At 38.0% G+C, this 17,376-nt stretch carries 13 protein-coding genes; 1 reads left to right on the top strand and 12 read right to left on the bottom strand.

What is annotated here, in order from left to right:
* Nucleotides 1-17: 17 nt before the first annotated feature.
* The 12 genes from G9F50_RS15310 to G9F50_RS15255 form a co-directional block, all read right to left on the bottom strand.
* The gene (locus G9F50_RS15310; protein WP_060563044.1) at nt 18-860 is read right to left on the bottom strand and encodes a thiopeptide-type bacteriocin biosynthesis protein; all 843 of its coding nucleotides are present in this window, start codon (nt 858-860) and stop codon (nt 18-20) included.
* Complete coding sequence (locus G9F50_RS15305; protein WP_142671737.1) at nt 857-2,170, bottom strand: nitroreductase family protein; 1,314 nt, start codon at nt 2,168-2,170, stop codon at nt 857-859. The genes G9F50_RS15310 and G9F50_RS15305 overlap by 4 nt, the downstream gene beginning before the upstream one ends.
* Nucleotides 2,167-3,858 carry a YcaO-like family protein gene (locus tag G9F50_RS15300; RefSeq protein ID WP_063096131.1) on the bottom strand — a complete coding sequence of 564 codons (1,692 nt, stop codon included), beginning with the start codon at nt 3,856-3,858 and terminating at the stop codon, nt 2,167-2,169. Before G9F50_RS15300 ends, G9F50_RS15305 begins: the two co-directional genes overlap by 4 nt.
* Complete coding sequence (locus tag G9F50_RS15295; RefSeq protein ID WP_060563040.1) at nt 3,855-5,378, bottom strand: hypothetical protein; 1,524 nt, start codon at nt 5,376-5,378, stop codon at nt 3,855-3,857. The genes G9F50_RS15300 and G9F50_RS15295 overlap by 4 nt, the downstream gene beginning before the upstream one ends.
* Nucleotides 5,378-6,454 (bottom strand): hypothetical protein, encoded by a 1,077-nt coding sequence (locus G9F50_RS15290; RefSeq protein WP_060563039.1) that lies wholly within the window; start codon nt 6,452-6,454, stop codon nt 5,378-5,380. Before G9F50_RS15290 ends, G9F50_RS15295 begins: the two co-directional genes overlap by 1 nt.
* Nucleotides 6,455-8,965 (bottom strand): lantibiotic dehydratase, encoded by a 2,511-nt coding sequence (locus tag G9F50_RS15285; protein ID WP_060563038.1) that lies wholly within the window; start codon nt 8,963-8,965, stop codon nt 6,455-6,457.
* Nucleotides 8,966-9,049: 84 nt separating this feature from the next.
* Nucleotides 9,050-9,253, bottom strand: coding sequence for a thiazolylpeptide-type bacteriocin (locus G9F50_RS20825; protein WP_076983281.1), 204 nt, complete (start codon nt 9,251-9,253; stop codon nt 9,050-9,052).
* Nucleotides 9,254-9,279: 26 nt separating this feature from the next.
* Complete coding sequence (locus tag G9F50_RS15275; RefSeq protein WP_099566370.1) at nt 9,280-9,498, bottom strand: thiazolylpeptide-type bacteriocin; 219 nt, start codon at nt 9,496-9,498, stop codon at nt 9,280-9,282.
* Between the two features lie 1,187 nt (nt 9,499-10,685).
* On the bottom strand, nt 10,686-11,639 hold the full coding sequence (locus G9F50_RS15270) for an L-lactate dehydrogenase (RefSeq protein WP_007609256.1): 954 nt from the start codon (nt 11,637-11,639) through the stop codon (nt 10,686-10,688).
* A gap of 248 nt (nt 11,640-11,887) precedes the next feature.
* A complete protein-coding gene (gene amyE / locus G9F50_RS15265; protein ID WP_165406591.1) occupies nt 11,888-13,867 on the bottom strand; it encodes an alpha-amylase in 1,980 nt (659 codons plus the stop codon).
* A gap of 232 nt (nt 13,868-14,099) precedes the next feature.
* A complete protein-coding gene (locus G9F50_RS15260) occupies nt 14,100-14,588 on the bottom strand; it encodes a DUF6773 family protein (protein ID WP_165406590.1) in 489 nt (162 codons plus the stop codon).
* 91 nt (nt 14,589-14,679) lie between these two features.
* Nucleotides 14,680-16,113, bottom strand: coding sequence for a YfcC family protein (locus G9F50_RS15255; RefSeq protein ID WP_060563035.1), 1,434 nt, complete (start codon nt 16,111-16,113; stop codon nt 14,680-14,682).
* A gap of 133 nt (nt 16,114-16,246) precedes the next feature.
* Here G9F50_RS15255 and G9F50_RS15250 point away from each other — a divergent pair, with 133 nt between their 5' ends.
* Entirely contained in the window at nt 16,247-17,368 is a 1,122-nt protein-coding gene (locus tag G9F50_RS15250; RefSeq protein WP_043021497.1) for a M20 peptidase aminoacylase family protein, read from the top strand.
* The last annotated feature ends 8 nt before the right edge of the window (nt 17,369-17,376 follow it).

Raw genomic sequence — 17,376 nt, 5'->3', positions numbered from 1 at the left:
TTTTACATCACTCCAGTCTATGAAATAATAACAGGAATCTGATTTTCATAATAAGGTGGCAACCCAATACGATTGTTATACATATGAATATGTGAAAAAATCAAATGATTTATATTTACATCTGGTTTTATGGCTGTAGCATGTCGAATCTGTTCCTCTAAAACTTTTTTAAAGGTATGGTATATATCGAGATCTAATGGGGCTGTTTTTTTTACCCTCGCTTTATATGCATTTTTTATTTTTGAAAGGTTCTCTTCAATGGGTGTTTCACTTTCACCTGCAAAGTGCAGCCAAAACGAATGATATCTTTCATTTAATATCTTGCGCTGGCTATATGCTAACTGACTTTCAGCCAACATAAAAAAATCACAAGCCAAGATAATCTTTGTTAACACATTAGGATCATTTATTTGTTCAATAACCTGCAAGGCTAATTGGCTTGAATGATGAAAAATTGTCTCAGAAACCTCCATAATATCAAAGCCTCCGTATCTTTCGTACTCAGGCTTGTAAGGAATAGAAACTATCTGACCATCTTCCACCCAATACATATCCTCTTCATCAGGCAGCTCTCCGTCAAATGTATGATTATGATAATATTGTTCCTTTTTTAACCTATAGGAAGGGTTGTAGTTTTTTAAAAAATCAGCAAATACAATTTTTAATTTTCTTAGTACCTTCTCAGGATTGTGGCTTTGAAACCGAAACCTAATATGCGGCCCTCCTTGCCAATATCTTATAAAAAAAAATTTACTTATTAAACCCTTTTCCTTGTCTAAAAACTTTTTTAAATACTCTTTCAGAAAAAGATCATGACATGCTTGATCATGAATAAACAGATGGTAAGAATGCCAATTCATACGAAATCTCTCCCCTCAACTTTCCTCATACCTGTATTGTTGTAACCGAAAAGCATAGCATAAATGACCTGTTCATTAGGTTCGGTTTTAAATTTCTCGTGGCAGTATAAATCATTTATATTTTTAATGGGCCTTGTATAAGCCTTCCCATCTGCCATATACCTAGCAACATACTGAATAAGGCCAGCTGCTCCCACATGTGCATAATATATACTTTCTTGATTTGTTTCTCCATCACCAGTATATGTAACAAATAGTGTGAAAGGAGATCTTTCTATTTCAAAGAAATCGTATGTATCATAAAAGAATTTTTTTATTTCAAAATCAGATGATATTAATTTGCACCCGTTTTCAGTTATATAATAAATACCTTTTTTCCAATCTTCTATATTCTGAACAGCAATATAAATTGAAAACTGATTAGACCTATTCATTCTTCCTTTAGTATTTTGCAAAAATAAAACGAGTGCTAAAAAAGTCTTGTTACAATAAGCAGAGCTAATATCCAGTAAGCCAAATACATGGTTACCTGAATGTCTGTGAGCTTTATTACCTTTTGAAGACTCCTCGTAAAACCAATCATTATTTTTAAGACTTTCATCCATTTTAGTCAAAGCATTTATGTAGTCCATAATGCCAATTTGAAGAAGTTCTTTTTGATAGTTATAAGTCTTTTTATACTTATAAATATTGTGGCGTACGTCAGGCTGATCAATCGGCTTTGACTGCTCAAACTCTATTAGACATCCAAGAAGAATATCTTCAGGAGCCTTCAGTATTTTTGAATAATGCCAACGGTTAAACATGTAGCCAACCTTTTTAACAGGAAAACCATGATCTTCGGAATCCATTTTAATATCTGCTGTCATATGTCCAAGTTCTAACAATCCTAGTGCAAGCCCAAAACTTCCATAAACAGAGCATAACCTCCAGAAATCACAAGAGATGATAATCTCGACAGCTTGAACTTTAGAAGGGACATATCCAATACACACCCATCTATGGTCCAGAGCATCATAAAGCCATACATATCCCATACAGATGACATAAGGGTATAAACAATAGATTCCTCTAGCTGAGGGGGCATATTTATGAAATGAGTAAGGACTTTGGTATTCATAACTCTGAAATCGAAACAACTCTTCAACAAATAGGGCCAGTTTTCGGAAAGGTTTATTTTGATGAGAGTTTCTTTTCTGGTCCTTTTCATATTTAAATGAAGTGCCTCTTGGTGAAACAAATTGAAAAGACAAAGATTTACGGTTCTTTTCATATCTATTAAAAGTAAGGTCATTAAGAGTAATACTCATGGGAATGGATGCGGCTCTCTTTCCTTATTTTTTAAAAGCGATAGATCTTCGCAATATTGATTAAGTCTTTCCAAATTCAGACGCTCATTTTGAAGTCCAAAAGTCATCGGTTGCAAACTTGGGATAAGAATTTTCACAGCGTGAAAATCTAATTTTTCAGTTAAATATTGAGTTAAATCAGCTATGTAAATATCAGGGTGCTTATCTAATACCGCTCTTTTAAGTGCATCATACGTAAATGGAAATGCTGGAGTCATTTTATGCACTTCTATTAGCTCCATTTGCTCCAGATTATTCAGAAGAAAATCAAAAGCTTTGCCATTTTCTTCAAAGGAATAATAATTAACATGGTCCTCCATCTTTTTTACGCCACTTGGATTTTGTATTAAGTAATTTAAATGGGATTTCTCCTTATCAAGTTTTTTTTCATAAATTAAAGCAGATGTGGCTACCTCTACTAAACCAGAAAAAATAGCTTTTTCTGGATTGTAGTGAGCTCCTGCTGCATTGTAATACTTTAAATTCGCACCATCCTTACGGTTTACTGCAAGAACCCATACAGCGGGGATATCAGTTTCTAGAGTAATATCAAAAAGGTGCACGTCATAGCCCAAATCGTCAAGTTGTTTTAAAACAAGTTTGATTTGTAAATTATTTGATGATGAAACGTCTATTCTTTTAGGTGTTTTTTTGCAATACCAATGAACCAAAAAACAATCTCGTTCAATTACCTCAAACAATCCGTACATAACTGCTTCTTTCATACTGTTCCCAAGAGCTGCCCCATTTGATGTCTCATATATAAATCGATTTTCTCCACGTATGATTTGGTTATCAAAATAAATTAACTGCTCTGGAATTAAAACTTCTTTATTGTTATCTAAACGTCGGCACGCTGTCCAATAAATTTCCTTATCATGAGAATATAAATGTTCTCCTTCAACACTTTTATGCAAAATAAAAGATTCAGGATTAATTACATCCATTTTCTTTTGCTTCAGTTGATGATAAGAAGCACGCAGCGGTTTAGTGAATTGGGGAATCATACTCGCATGGCGCTCAATCATTTCAAGTATTGCGGAATACTTAGAGGCACTTAGACTCTCTGCCCGGCCATATGAATGATATTGCCTTTGTCCGATATACGCTTCAATACCATACATAGGGATAACATCTGATTCTGCATCTCTGAACAGCATTCTTCCTATTCCTGTATCCTGATCAATTAAGAGTTTTTCATGCTTCTTCAGCTTATTAATAACATTAGTAAATGAAACGACTCTACCCTCTTTATTTAATTTTTCATTATGATTATCTTTCAGTATTTTGTTCTCAAAGAAATCAGAACTGCAATTTTCACAAAAAGCATTTTTGTAAATTTCTTTCTTTTCAATGCTTCCTGTATTTTTATTAAAAATTAGTACTGCGCCCCTTAATTCTTCCGTACATTTATCATCATCCGCAAATAGGTTAAAGCTAGTTAACTCAGTTCGTTCCTGCTCTATGCACCAATAATATCTGCTCCCATTTGCTTTAACCGCTTCTTTAAAGCAGTTAAAGCATGGATCTTCTATATCATTTACATACGGACCGATAAAAATATAAGAAGAAGTTTCATAATAGTTGACTTTACCATGAATATCTTCTTTTTTAACTTTTTGGTAATCTTTATTTATAGAGTACATCATGATAAATTCTCCCCGGTTAATTGAAAACTTCCTATTAATAAATTACTGGACTCAAATAGTGGTTGGTATATCCATGGTTTTTCTTTAATATCATAATCGGAAAAAACTTCAAGCATCTCAGCCAATATTAGTGAGTTTGGTCTTTTCCGACCGATATCTCGGACTTGAAAGCTGGATAATTCAACCGATTCACCTTTTTTAAGCAAACCATTTGCCTTGTTGCTTATGATCTCTGTTAATCCCCGGATTATTGATTCATTAAAATCTGTCGTTACTTCGCTTTTATAAAGGATATAATGATCTTCATCAATGAGATAAACAATGCCGACATCCTTTTTAAACAAATAGTCGATTCCAATTAATACTTCTTTAATTTCAGTCATATGATAAATCGTTTGAAGCAATTTTTTTGCTGTAATATCAATTCGTTCAATAAGATGAATGGAGCTTTCTTTCTTTATAAATGAGGCAATCCCTCTTATATAAAAACGATCTTTATCAAGATCTGCTATCCATAAAGTATTTTCTTTATTTCTCTCAGATTCGTAAGTTAAGAATTTTTCTATGCTGTGCATTAAAGTATGTAATGCAGCTTTTTTATAATTAATATGTGTACTCATATATTTAAAATCATTGTTAATATCAATTTGATAATGAGCTGCCATAAATTGATTTATTCTGGATGTCTCAGTTGAGTTAAACTCACACTTAAACAACGGACAGTTTACAAAAGCAGATTCAAGTTTTTGAATAATGGTTAATTCATCATCATTCACATTCGGTAACTTTCGCTCATAATTGTCAATTACTCCGGTAATATCCTTTTCAGGAATCGAAATTATTGTTCCATCCTCAAGTAACAAAGTATCTTGCACCTGGCGTTCACTCTCATATAGATCAGAGGTGACATAAACGTATACTAAAAAAGGTAAAATTCTTCTGGCAAGTTCACCATCTGCTTTTGGATATTGATTAGCATATCTTTTTAAGAAATCATATTGCTCCTTACTTTTTTTCTTAAACAGAAAACTGCGCCCGCTTTCATTTATTTCTATACATATACTTTTTAGGGGAGCTTCTCTAATATTATCATTAAAATAAATTATGGATTTTTGCTCACGTTCATCATCAAGAATCCCATTATTCATAAAAAAAGAAATGACCTGTTCTGGTGCACCTTTTAATTCTATAGATTTCTCATCTAAATCTTCCAAAATTGTTTCATAATCTTCAAAACGGTTCTCAATATTCTGTGTAATTAACGTTGTAAGGTGATTTGTTTTTCCCTTCACTTCTATGAGCAAACCGCTCTTGAGAGCAAACTTAAACAGCTTCAAATAGTCATTGCTTTGGTTGACTAAAGATAACATCTTTGGATTACGGTATTCCGCCAATATGTCAATGAAAGTTTTATAGTCTTCATCAGACAAAACAGCTTGGTGCTGTCCATTTATTTTCTTTATGAGAATCGATTGATCTATACGCATGATAGAAAAATTCGAACGCGTTTTTAATATCATTATACTCGCTCTCTTTCTTTTAAAATCTCTTCCCATGTTGTATGATGCTTATCTAATACATATTTGGAAACAGCAAAGCAAGCAAAATTTTTCTTAACAAAAGTAAACCCCAACATATGAACTGACTTATAAATGATATTGATTAAAAACTTGAACATTTTATGCTCATTATGATTAAGTAATGAATCAATTTGATTTAAGAGATTCTTATGAAAAGGGCTATCAATACTTTCAATATTCTTTACTAAATCTTCTTTCTGTTTTTCAATCGAATAAAATCCATCTTCTGAATCTGCTAAAGCATCTAAATTTTTTTTTGTATAATCTACGATTTTTGAAACAGTATCAAACCAGCTTGAACCGATAGATAGATTGTATGATTGATTTGTAAAATAGGCAGGGATTTCTAAAGCTTTGTACATTTTTAAGAATGAGTCTTCAAATGACCTTTTTTTATTTAGACTATCAGCTATTGAAAAAACGCCTTCCGTATTTGAAACATAAACTAGCACAGAGAATTTGTCCGTATAACTGGAAAATGCTAAAACATCATAAAGCATTCTTGTCAAAGTTTTGAGCTGTGTTTCTGGGCTTATTTCTTTGAATTTATAAATATTAACAGAAATAAACTCTTGCATCATAAAAAGGGCTCTGGTATGCGCTACAAAATGAGCGTAAGAATTAAAAGTGTTATACATATATTCTTCATTGTAGGGTCCGATTAGAACGCTTAAATGATTCTCAATCAAAATTGGAATGCTTTCTCTTCTTTCCATATTCGGTATAATATCTTGATGAGTCAAATAAGGGGACAAATTGTTTTCTATCTCGACCTGTGTTAATTCAGGAAAATGTGTTGTGCAGTATCGCTTAAATTCACTTGGAAATGTTTCAATTATACTTGTATCACTTTTTGACAATATAATTCGAAAGTGCGGTCCTCCGGTCCATCCCCGCTCTGCATGAAAACGACCAAGGATCGGGGAAAAAAACGGTAAAATAAAATTAAGATATACTTGTTCTTTTTCGGCCTCATTTCCAAAGAAAAATGCTTTTACTTCTATATAATCAGCCAATTATTCATCCTCCAGCAAAACTTCTATCTGATATTCTTTATTAAAACCTCTATTTTGAGGAATCGGTTTAATTTCTTCTATTATAATCATCCTGTTACTTTCTAGAAACTTTTTGAAATCCTTAATAAAAATAGGAGAGTATAAATTAAAATATTGCGGTTTCATATCTGTTTTTTTTGCGGTAGCATGTTGATAATTTTCCTCGCCTAGGTATTTTTTCGCGAAAAACTCCATAGGAAGACCATGCTTAATAAAAAATTCAGAGAGATTTTTTGCATCTTTAGCTGCACTTAAACTTCTTTTAAAGAAAGCTGTGTTTACAAGCCATTTCTCCCTGGAAATTATGATATCTCCCAATCTTATAGATGGTATATGATCTATGACAAAAGAATCCCCAGAACCTTCATGTTCCCATAAATTAATAAAGTCAGTATCTAAGCGAGGGACAACTGAATTTAAAAGCATCCGCACTGAATTTGGGAGCATATAATCCACTAAGCTCCCTAGACATTCAATTTCTACTTTCTTATTGTTAACACCTGAAAAAATCTCTACAAGCTCTGTCTGTTTATTATATTTAAAGTACAAATTATCAATTGGAATTTTGTTGATATCATCATCGCTTCCCCGGCTATTCGGAAGTATCAAACGATTTGGAATAAGTTTTCTATGGCGATTCGCATTAAACCCGTATCCTTCTCTGATTTCTATTGTATTTTTTGGGAATATCCGTCCTGTGTAGTCTCTAAAATCCGTATCATCATAAATCTCCGGAAAATATTCAAAAAAACGGCTAAAGAGTCTCAGACTTCCTGCATACAGCTTATTTAAGACATAATAACTGCCACTTTTTTGTATGAGAGCTGTAGAAGAATAAGTTCTTTTTTCCGTAAAAATTGTTTTGAATGTTTTATACCAGTCTTCTATTAGTTGTCTATCTATGTTTATTTCTTTTATTTTTCTCGATTTCTGAAATAAAAAATGGTTTTTTATTTCTTTTTTCAACGCTTCCATTTCAAGTGCTTTTTTTGACTTCAAATTTGAAATTGGGGCAAGTAAATCTGACCAATTTCTGAAGTTTTTGATTACACTCATAAATATTTCTTTCAGCTCCAGGGAATTAACTGGAATTTCTCTATCAGAATACTCCTTATTAAAAACCTCAGCAAATTCAAATTGGACTTGAATAGGAATATTAATCATTAATGCTAGCTTTTGAAGTATATTTATTTCTTCTAAATTATTCTGCACTATATTAAAAGAATCATTAGATCCATTGATAATATAGTCTTCATAAAATATTACTTCACTTGCTATAGGATATCTTAGTACACTTTCCAGTTTCGAGATAATTTCTTTTAGTTCTCTCATTATTTTAAAACGGTTCTGTATGAATTGAGTTTCATACTCCCTCGTTTTTTGATACACTTCTTTTACAATATTTATGATTTTTTCCGTTTTTCCGGAGTTATTCGGTAACTTTTCTAATTTTCTTTTAAAATCTTCTATCACATTTTCGGAATATTCATCAGTTTGTACATCCGCAAACAGCAAACCTTTTTTCAGCAGCCCATTAGTAATAAATGATTCAACCGTCTTATTATCCATATAATGTTTTAAAATACCCGTTAATTCTTCGTAAGACAAAGTTTCGTTGGTACGAAAAGATTGAATTATTTCTCTGAACATTATATTATTTTTTACCGAGAACTCTTTCTCAACATTATTAAAGACTTTACCTCGGTTCAAGTCTATTTGCGGAATAAATATTAAATGATCATTTTTTTCATAGAAGGACGACACTTTATAACGAAAGTTTCTTGCATATTCTTTATCCATAGAAAGTATATGTAATATTTTCTGAAAGAGAAAAAAATTGATCTCCGTGTGATAAGCCTTTGTTTTGTGTTTATTTGTATGTGTTTCATTGAATTTTTTTATTTCTATACTTGTAAAAGAACTAAAAGGACTTGTTTTCAAAGCCGCTCTTGATATAATTCTGCTTAACTGATAATCAACCTTCCTTATATTTGCTGTGTGTTCCTTTACATCTATCTCCAAAAACTTATTTACTTTATGGAAGAAATTCAAGTTGACAAGAGGGAGTGGGTTGGTCAATTCATGATTATTACTGATTAATCGTTGCATTAACTTGCGATCGCTCAAATGCTTTTCATCATAAAATGCAGTTAGCTTAATTTCAGCATCTCTCAATTGTTGTTTTCTAAATAGATAATCCTTTGTTGCAATTAAGATACTCTCAGAATATTGATCAGGATTGATGATTTTATTATTGTATACTTTTCGTTTCACATTAATAATTTCGTTTTTTTTGTCTCTCTTGAACATTTGCTCCAATCTTTTAATGGTATCTTGTTTTTCTTGCTCATATCTTGATTCTTCCATTTTAAATTTCTCTATTTGTTTTATCCATCTTATATCGCGGAAACCTGAAAAGTCTTCAACGGATATAGGATTCTTTCTAATGATATACCACGGAAAAGCATTCATCTTATTCTCCATCCCCGTCATTAAATTTTATATCACGAAAAAGAGAACTGGGACGAGAATGATCTCGTCCTTGTCTCATTTAATTTATCCGCAACTTGTACAACCACCGCAACTCGCACATGAACAAGAACCGCAGCATGATGTACTGCTTGAGGAACTTGATCCGCTTGTTGCACCTGTTTCAGAAAGCAACATCGATTCTGAAACTTCCATAATATCAATTGATTCTATCTCATTTAGAATAGATGTTAGGTCTAATGAGTTTTGCTCGTTTAATTTGGTTTTCAAACTTTGGACACTCCCCTACAATTTACTTATCCGCAGCTTGTACAAGCACCGCAGCTAGCACACGAACAAGAACCGCAGCATGATGTACTGCTTGAGGAACTTGATCCGCTTGTTGCACCTGTTTCAGAAAGCAACATCGATTCTGAAACTTCCATAATATCAATTGATTCAATTTCATCTAAAATAGATGTTAAGTCTAAAGAATCTTCTTTTTCCTTTACATTTTGGCTCATCATTTTTTCCATATTCTCCTCTTCTTTTTAATTGTGCTTATGTATAAATCTGTGATGTTCAATAAATAATCGTATTAATTTATCACATCACCTCCTAGAATGTGAATAAGTATAAGTTTACCTTTTTCATCTTCACAATACAGACACCAAGAAATTAAAAAAGGAAATAATGGGTATGTATACACTTTATTTGATTTATTTCAATTATTTTCATGTTATTATAATCTAAAATATCAGTTGAACTTATCCCAGTCAAGATTTATATCAAAATTATCCTATTTATATTGAATCTATTGTCCTCACCTTATTTAATATGCATTTAATTTGATTCATAAAAAAAAGAACAACTATTAATTACTATTCTAAATTTAACTATCATAAAAAAATTCATATTTAAGAAGAGTTGCATCTATACCGCTCTGTTTAAGCATATATTCTATTTCACAATTTCATTTTTTAACTTTTTTTATATTACAGAATAATAATAAATCTATTATCCGGTAATCTAACCTGCACCAAAATGTCCATACGAATATGATCAGGAATCAAACTGACTCTAACTATCCTTAAAATAAGTTTTACGATTACCCTAATCAGCTATGTTTGTGGCTACCAGATTTCCGAGCCCGCTTCGATATATGTCTCCTACCTCACTAGTAATTGCAAACAACGTATTATTCAACGCAAATTGAGCCAAAAAATTGTGGCAAGTTACTCTACGATGCGGTCACAGTGTTCATCAGATTTCTTTAAGGATAATTGATCTAAATTTTAATGATCAGTGGAAGGAATCTATGGGGGCATTAACAATGGGCATTCCTCTTTAGGTACTTGTTAACAGTCTGCCTTTTTAGTTTATCTCACATTGATATAAGCTGCTGTCCTGATTATTAAGAGGAACGCTGGTGTCTAAGGAGGAAGGAATTGATAGAGTGCATCTAAAAACAAGCGTTATACTTATGGAAAAAACTGATGCTACTACTCATTTAACAAAACTTTTATGTTTGAAAAAGCCTTTCTGAAGAATGTGCTGGTTTTCCTGTTATGATACCACTTGATTAGCATTTTCATTTCGCCATAAAAAAACACCTCAATGTTGTCTTTTAGATATATATCTAGTTACAACATAAAGGTGTTTTATTTTGTCTCCCCCTTGGGGTTATTAGTACCACATATATTTGGATAGTTCAGTTTAAGTTTCACCCAGCGAAATGCGGAGCGAGAATATCTTTCAGCACGTTTGCGCTGCGGCTGAATTGAGCCTGTTCTGTTTCATTCAGCTCAAGTTCCGTCACACCTGCGATGCCGTTCCGATTGACGACGGCCGGAACGCCGATAAAGACGTCGTTTACACCGTATTGGCCGTCCAGATATGTGCTGACGGTTAAAATGCTGTTTTCATTACGCAAAATCGCTTTTGTGATGCGGGCGAGGCTCATCGCCACTCCGTAATATGTCGCGCCTTTTTTCTCGATAATATGGTAGGCCGCGTTTTTCACATCGTCAACGATCTGATCCAGCTCGTCCTGTTTGTAAGCTGCATTTTTCTCCAGCAATTGCTGCACCGGCACTCCGCCGATATTGGCGTGACTCCATACAGGAAGCTCGGTATCGCCGTGCTCGCCGATAATGTGGGCGTGTACGTTTTGCGGAGCGGCTCCGAAGTATTCGCTCAGCATATAACGGAATCGCGCAGAATCCAGTGTCGTGCCGCTTCCGATGACGCGTTCTTTCGGCAGCCCGCTGAATGTCCATGTCGCATAAGTGAGAATGTCGACCGGGTTTGTGGCAACGAGGAAGATGCCGTCAAATCCGCTTGCCATTACTTCACCGACAATGCTTTTAAAAATGGCGAGATTTTTTTCGACCAGCTCAAGTCTCGTTTCACCCGGTTTTTGATTGGCTCCTGCACAGATGCACACGATATCGGCATCCTTACAATCCTCATATGTGCCGTAAGACGTTTTGACCGGATGAGGCGCAAATGCCTTTCCGTGATTTAAATCCATGACATCTCCCATGGCTTTTTCTCTATTTACATCAATGATCACAAGCTCATCTGTGATCCCTTGGTTAATTAACGCAAATGCATAACTGCTTCCAACAAAACCTGCTCCGATTAATGCTACTTTGTTCACTCGTTCGTTCATCATGTATGCTCATCCTCCAGTGTTTCGTGGTGTCTGTTTTTATCTTGTGAAGTATTTCACATTTATATTGTGCAACACTTCACAAACTTTTGCAAGAGAAAAGTTTGATTTTTGGACAAAAAAATACCGGTGATGGTTTCCAGATTGTTGACAACACCCTAAAACGGAACCGTTTTAGGGTGTTGTCATCTTTTCAGCGTGATTGATTTCCTAACAGAAGCAAGGGTTTGATGTGATGATGTCTCTATTCATTAATGCGGAAGATAACCATTCAAACCAGAGTTGTTATATAAACCATTCTGCACATAATCAAAGCCGGGATGGTTCTGTCCGGGCACTTGGGCGCTGCCATTGTTAAAAATCACTTTGGCATTGGCCGTATCCGTATTCGCAGGCAGCGTCAGCGTGTACATTCCATCTGCATTCTTAGTCATGGCTTTCCCCGGCCACGATCCGGTTAATTCTATGGCCCTGCCTCCATCATGTTTGTAAATATAAGCATTTACCTGGCCCCAATGGTCCGGATTTTGATAGCCAATGATGTTGGTTTGGGACGGGTCTTTTTTAACAAACGTGTATTCTTGGGTTCTCGCTGCACCCTCGCCGTTCGTTCCGGTTAATTTGATGTTGTATGTCGTGCCGATTGGATCTCCTTTCCCGATCGTTAGTCGGTCTCCATCCTTAAATGCTGTCTGCTGCCCATTATTGATTTGGTAAACGGCTTTTGTTGTTTTCGCATTTGCACGCAGGGTGACCGTCAGCTGATCATTGAAAGAATGGACTGCCCCCGTTTGGTAATTCTCAAGAAAGACATGAGGCGCATTTCCAATATCATCAGGATAAAGAACAGCCGCCGATCTGGCATTGATCGTACCTGTCAGTTTGCCGTTCGCTACTTGAAATGAACCGGCGCCGGCCCTATTATCATACCTGCCGTCAGGTAATTTCGTTGAAGTATTGATGGTGACAGAAGACGATCCTGCATTTGCCAGCACAACGCCTTTTGAGCCGCGCTGATTCATAAAGATTTGGTTGTTCCCATTCGGATTCGAGAGTTCCTCAGGCTGCCCGGCCATTACATTGTGAAATGTATTGACCGCAGTGATCGCCTGATCTTTAAATAAGGCGCTCCCGCGATCTCCTATTTGACTTTTTCCGGGAAATCTTACACCATTTCCTCCGCCCTCAGGTCTGGAAAAGAAAAGAGGCGTGCTTCCTGAGCGGGAACCAATCACTGCCCAGCCTAAACGAATATCGTCCTCACTCATCCATGTGGACTCTTCATCATCATTGGCATACGTATCATGTGATTCCACCCATGTGACTAACTTGTCCGCAGACACGTCAGATGCATAATGGGAGATATTCGACACACTCAGATTACGGTTCTTTAAAGCGGATCTGATGGAATGCCCGTAGTTAGAAGCCGTCACATTCATATAATTCGCATAAGCAGTATCTCTGGACGCGCTGTCTTGCAGGATTTCTCCGTATTGGAACTCCGCTGATGTATTTGTGATATTCGGCCAAAATTGGCTGCCGTAATTCCCGTCATCCGGAAGCTCTATATGCTTGGCGGCATCATAGCGGAACCCGTCTGCTCCGTCATTCAATGCTCTTTCCAAGAAACGTTTCAGATATGCCTGCACCTCAGTATTCTGTGTATTCCAATCATACAGCCCAAGCAATGAATTTTGAGTGACGTCCCATCGATCCGACCAATTTTTAATTTGTGTGTTTCCATGGGTCCAGTTTGGAATACGCTTAATCTCGTCAGAAATCGCGCCATAATCGCTGGTGGTATGATTGATAACCGCATCGACAATGACTTTTACGCCATATTTTTCCGCGGCTGCACACATGTCCTTAAATTCTTGTTCAGTGCCTAAGTAACGGTTGCCGATTTGGTACGATGTCGGCTGATACAGCCAGTACCAGTTCCTCATGCTTTTATCTCCTTGGTTCCCTTCCTTTACTTGGTTAATCGGAGACGTCTGAATGGCTGCATAGCCCGCATCACGAATATCTTTCATATTTTGTGTTAACGTATTGAACGACCAATTCCAGGCATGAAGGATGGTCCCGTTTTTGACCGATGACGCGGTCACCTTATTCGATTTGTTTGCAGTTTCAGCGTTTGCAGCCGCCGGGCCTGACAAAACCAAATGAAACAGCAATAAAAATCCGGCGAATAACGGCAGTAAAGAGGTTTTGAATCGTTTTTCAAACATTTTTGACACTCCTTATTTCATTTTTGAAGACTGACTGCGGAGTCAAAAATTCCTCTTACTCTTTCTTCAGCTTCCTCCTTTCAATTATTGTGAAGACTGGAGAATTCTGTTAACGCTTACATTTGAACTTATCACACACTCTCTATCAAAGCAACGCGGCAGAGTGAATTCAAATCTTTATTCCTATCAAATAAAAAGACTTTTCTCTTATAAACAAAAAAAGAAACCACCATCAACATGATTTCTTTTTTATTTCTTTTATCGCTCTTCTGTAAGACAGCTTCACAATGACATACCGAAGCAGAAACAGAATGCCTCCGCAGACGATAAAAAGAAAGATCATTTTCAGCCAAGCAAAGAATGTATGGGGAAACCCCCTGTCGTACATCGTAAGCGCCGCTGCCGCAAAAGTGACTGCAATTGAATCTATCCGCTGCTGCTTCACCCGCTTTTTCAGTTCTTCTTTGGTGTCTATTCTCGGCATGAGCATTCCCGACGCTCCCGCCCTGATGCAATAATAAACAATTATAATGAAGAAAACCGCCAAGCTTCCGGCCCATTCCCTAAACGGACAGTTCAGAACAAGTCCGCGTACGATGATGTCAAGCAAAGACAGTGTGCCCACAAGCATTCCGACTTCTGACCAAATCATTCGTTCTTTCTCTTTCACACTCTCACTCTTTCCATTCACGTTTGAAAGTCCGTTCCGACGCTGATTCATGACTTCCTCCCGTACTATTAAGAATGGCTTACAACTCCCATTATATCTTGCCGATTCATAATGATAAACCGAAATATCATTGACAAAAATATTAATAAGGACCCCAATTGATCAGGACGCCTATGCAAATAAACACAAGGCCGATGACAAACCAAATCAGCGCCAGCGGAATCATAAAACGAAGCCACTTTACGTACGGAATGCCGCTGGCAGCCAGTACGGCCATCAGCACGCCGGAAGTCGGATTGACACAGTTTACAACACCTTCTCCGAGCATGACCGCTTCAACCGCGACCTGTCTCGTGATGCCCATCAGATCGGCAAGCGGCGCCAAGATCGGAATAAATACGACCGCCTCCCCTGAGCCCGATGAAATCAGAAAATGAAGCAGAGCGCTGGAAATATACATTCCGATTGCGCCTGCCATCGGGCTGAAACCGTGCAGCAGTGACGCAAGTCCATTGACTACCGTATCAAGCAGCTTTCCATGTTCCAGGATAACGGAAATGCTTCTCGCCATTCCGACGATCAGCGCACCATAAACGAGCCCCTGACAGCCTGTAATAAACGTTTTTGCGATATCATTTGCCGCCATTCCCGCAATCAGGCCGGACACGATTGAGATAAAAATGAACACAGCGGCCATCTCTGAATCAGACCAGCCAAGAGTAAGCGCGCCGTATAAAAAGCCGGCAAGCGACAAAGCCGCAACAGCCAGAATCAGTTTATGGCGGACAGTAAACGGGACATGCTTGTCCTCCGGCTCAGAAACCTGCGGGAGTGAACCTGCCGCCGGAAACCAATCGTTCCCCAGCAGACTGGCTTCCTTTGCTTTTCTGAGTTTTCTCGTATACCGATAAATATATAAAATAGATGATAGCAGAAAACAAATGTAGACGGCAATCCGCAGGCCGATGCCGGAAAACAGCGGCAGCTCCGCGATGCTTTGTGATAACCCGAGCGGTGAAGGTGATAAAATCGTCGCGTTAAACCCGGCATAGCAGCCGATATAAATGACGGCCGCTCCGGCCACGGCGTCCCATTTCAGCGAGCGGGCGACGATCAGGCCGATCGGAATAAAACCGATCACGGAATTAACGACGATGCCGGTTGTGCCGAGGATCGAAAATAGAGATCCGACAATCGCAATAAACAGCAGCTGTTTTGTGCGGAACGTACTGATGACATTACTGATCAATCCATTGATGGCGCCCGTTTTCTCCAAAATCGCAATGGTGCCGCCCGTAAACAGGATTAAAAAAATAATCGGCGCGGAACTTGTCATCCCTTCCTGAATCGCGGTAAAAAAAGCGATCGGGCTGACAGGAGACTGGTCTAAAGAATGATAGCTTCCCGGGACGGCGGACGTCACACTGCCCTTTGTCACCCTGTCAAATTCCCCCGCGGGAACGATGTACGACGCTATCGCGCATAGTAAAGCGACAATGAACAGCAGCACATAAGCATCAGGCATCACAAACAATTTCTTCTTTTTCAATACAGGTTCGGCCTTCGGCACAGCCATAACATCACCATCCCGCTTTAAATTTATAAACTATTCAGAAAATACAGATATGTGCTATATTATATACAGACCGATTGCCTGTTTTCAATATCAAAAATAAAAAACAGACAGCTTTTGAAGGAGGACTTACGGCATGAACAGACTCACAGCGCATGAAAAGCAAGTCATTATGGATATTTTTGACCACCTGCACGCCAATCCCGAAGTAAGCTGGAAAGAATATCAAACAACTGAATATCTGACTGAAAAACTGAAAGAGGCCGGCTGCCGAACCCGCACGTTTGATGATTGTACCGGTGTTGTCGGCGAAATCGGAGAAGGCTCGCCTGTTGTGGCTGTCCGGGCGGATATTGACGCGCTGTGGCAGGAAGTGGACGGTGTCTTTCAGGCGAACCATTCATGCGGACATGATTCACATATGACGATGGCGCTCGGCACGATGATGCTTTTAAAGAGTCAGCCGAAACTTCCGAAGGGCACCATCCGCTTTATTTTTCAGCCGGCTGAAGAAAAAGGCGGCGGTGCGCTGAAAATGATTGAAAAAGGCGTACTGGATGATGTTGATTTCTTATACGGCGTGCACGTGCGCCCCGTACAGGAAACGGCAAACGGCCGATGCGCACCGTCCATTCTGCATGGCTCAAGCCAGCATATAGAAGGCCTGATTATCGGAGAAGAAGCCCACGGCGCGAGACCGCATCTCGGCCTTAACAGTATCGAAATCGCCGCTCTTCTCGTCCAAAAACTCAGCTTCATTCATCTTGATCCCGGCATCCCGCATTCCGTGAAGATGACAAAGCTTCAGGCAGGCGGAGAGAGTTCCAATATCATTCCGGGAAAAGCATCGTTCAGCCTTGATCTCCGCGCACAAACCAATGCCGCCATGGAGAAATTAACCGCCGAAACCGAAAGAGCCTGTGAGGCGGCGGCTGCCGCATTCGGCGCAAAAATTGAACTGCAAAAAGAACACAGCCTCCCGGCAGCCGAGCGAAACAAGGAGGCGGAAGCCATCATGGCATCTGCGATAAGCGGCATTCTCGGAGAAGAACATGTGGATGAACCTCTTGTGACAACCGGTGGAGAGGATTTTCATTTTTACGGGTTAAAGGTGCCGAACTTGAAAACGACGATGCTCGGCCTGGGATGCGGTCTGGAGCCGGGACTTCACCATCCCCAAATGACATTTGACCGAAGCGCCATCTTTACTGGCGTTGAGATATTAACGGCCGCCGTCCTCAAATCGTTTGAAGCGTAAAAAAAGCA

Source organism: Bacillus sp. EKM206B, from assembly GCF_011066015.1.
Classification (GTDB): Bacteria; Bacillota; Bacilli; order Bacillales; family Bacillaceae; genus Bacillus; species Bacillus velezensis.
Note: the sequence above shows the minus strand (reverse complement) of the source record. Positions and strands in the feature narration are given on the sequence as shown.

Excerpts from the sequence above, each read along its gene's own strand:
- G9F50_RS15285 (WP_060563038.1), bottom strand. The coding sequence starts at position 8,965 with ATGAATGCTTTTCCGTGGTATATCATTAGAAAGAATCCTATATCCGTT.
- G9F50_RS15305 (WP_142671737.1), bottom strand. The coding sequence starts at position 2,170 with ATGAGTATTACTCTTAATGACCTTACTTTTAATAGATATGAAAAGAAC.
- G9F50_RS15250 (WP_043021497.1), top strand. The coding sequence starts at position 16,247 with ATGAACAGACTCACAGCGCATGAAAAGCAAGTCATTATGGATATTTTT.
- amyE (WP_165406591.1), bottom strand. The coding sequence starts at position 13,867 with ATGTTTGAAAAACGATTCAAAACCTCTTTACTGCCGTTATTCGCCGGA.
- G9F50_RS15270 (WP_007609256.1), bottom strand. The coding sequence starts at position 11,639 with ATGATGAACGAACGAGTGAACAAAGTAGCATTAATCGGAGCAGGTTTT.
- G9F50_RS15255 (WP_060563035.1), bottom strand. The coding sequence starts at position 16,113 with ATGGCTGTGCCGAAGGCCGAACCTGTATTGAAAAAGAAGAAATTGTTT.
- G9F50_RS15300 (WP_063096131.1), bottom strand. The coding sequence starts at position 3,858 with ATGATGTACTCTATAAATAAAGATTACCAAAAAGTTAAAAAAGAAGAT.
- G9F50_RS15310 (WP_060563044.1), bottom strand. The coding sequence starts at position 860 with ATGAATTGGCATTCTTACCATCTGTTTATTCATGATCAAGCATGTCAT.
- G9F50_RS15295 (WP_060563040.1), bottom strand. The coding sequence starts at position 5,378 with ATGATATTAAAAACGCGTTCGAATTTTTCTATCATGCGTATAGATCAA.
- G9F50_RS15260 (WP_165406590.1), bottom strand. The coding sequence starts at position 14,588 with ATGAATCAGCGTCGGAACGGACTTTCAAACGTGAATGGAAAGAGTGAG.
- G9F50_RS15275 (WP_099566370.1), bottom strand. The coding sequence starts at position 9,498 with ATGGAAAAAATGATGAGCCAAAATGTAAAGGAAAAAGAAGATTCTTTA.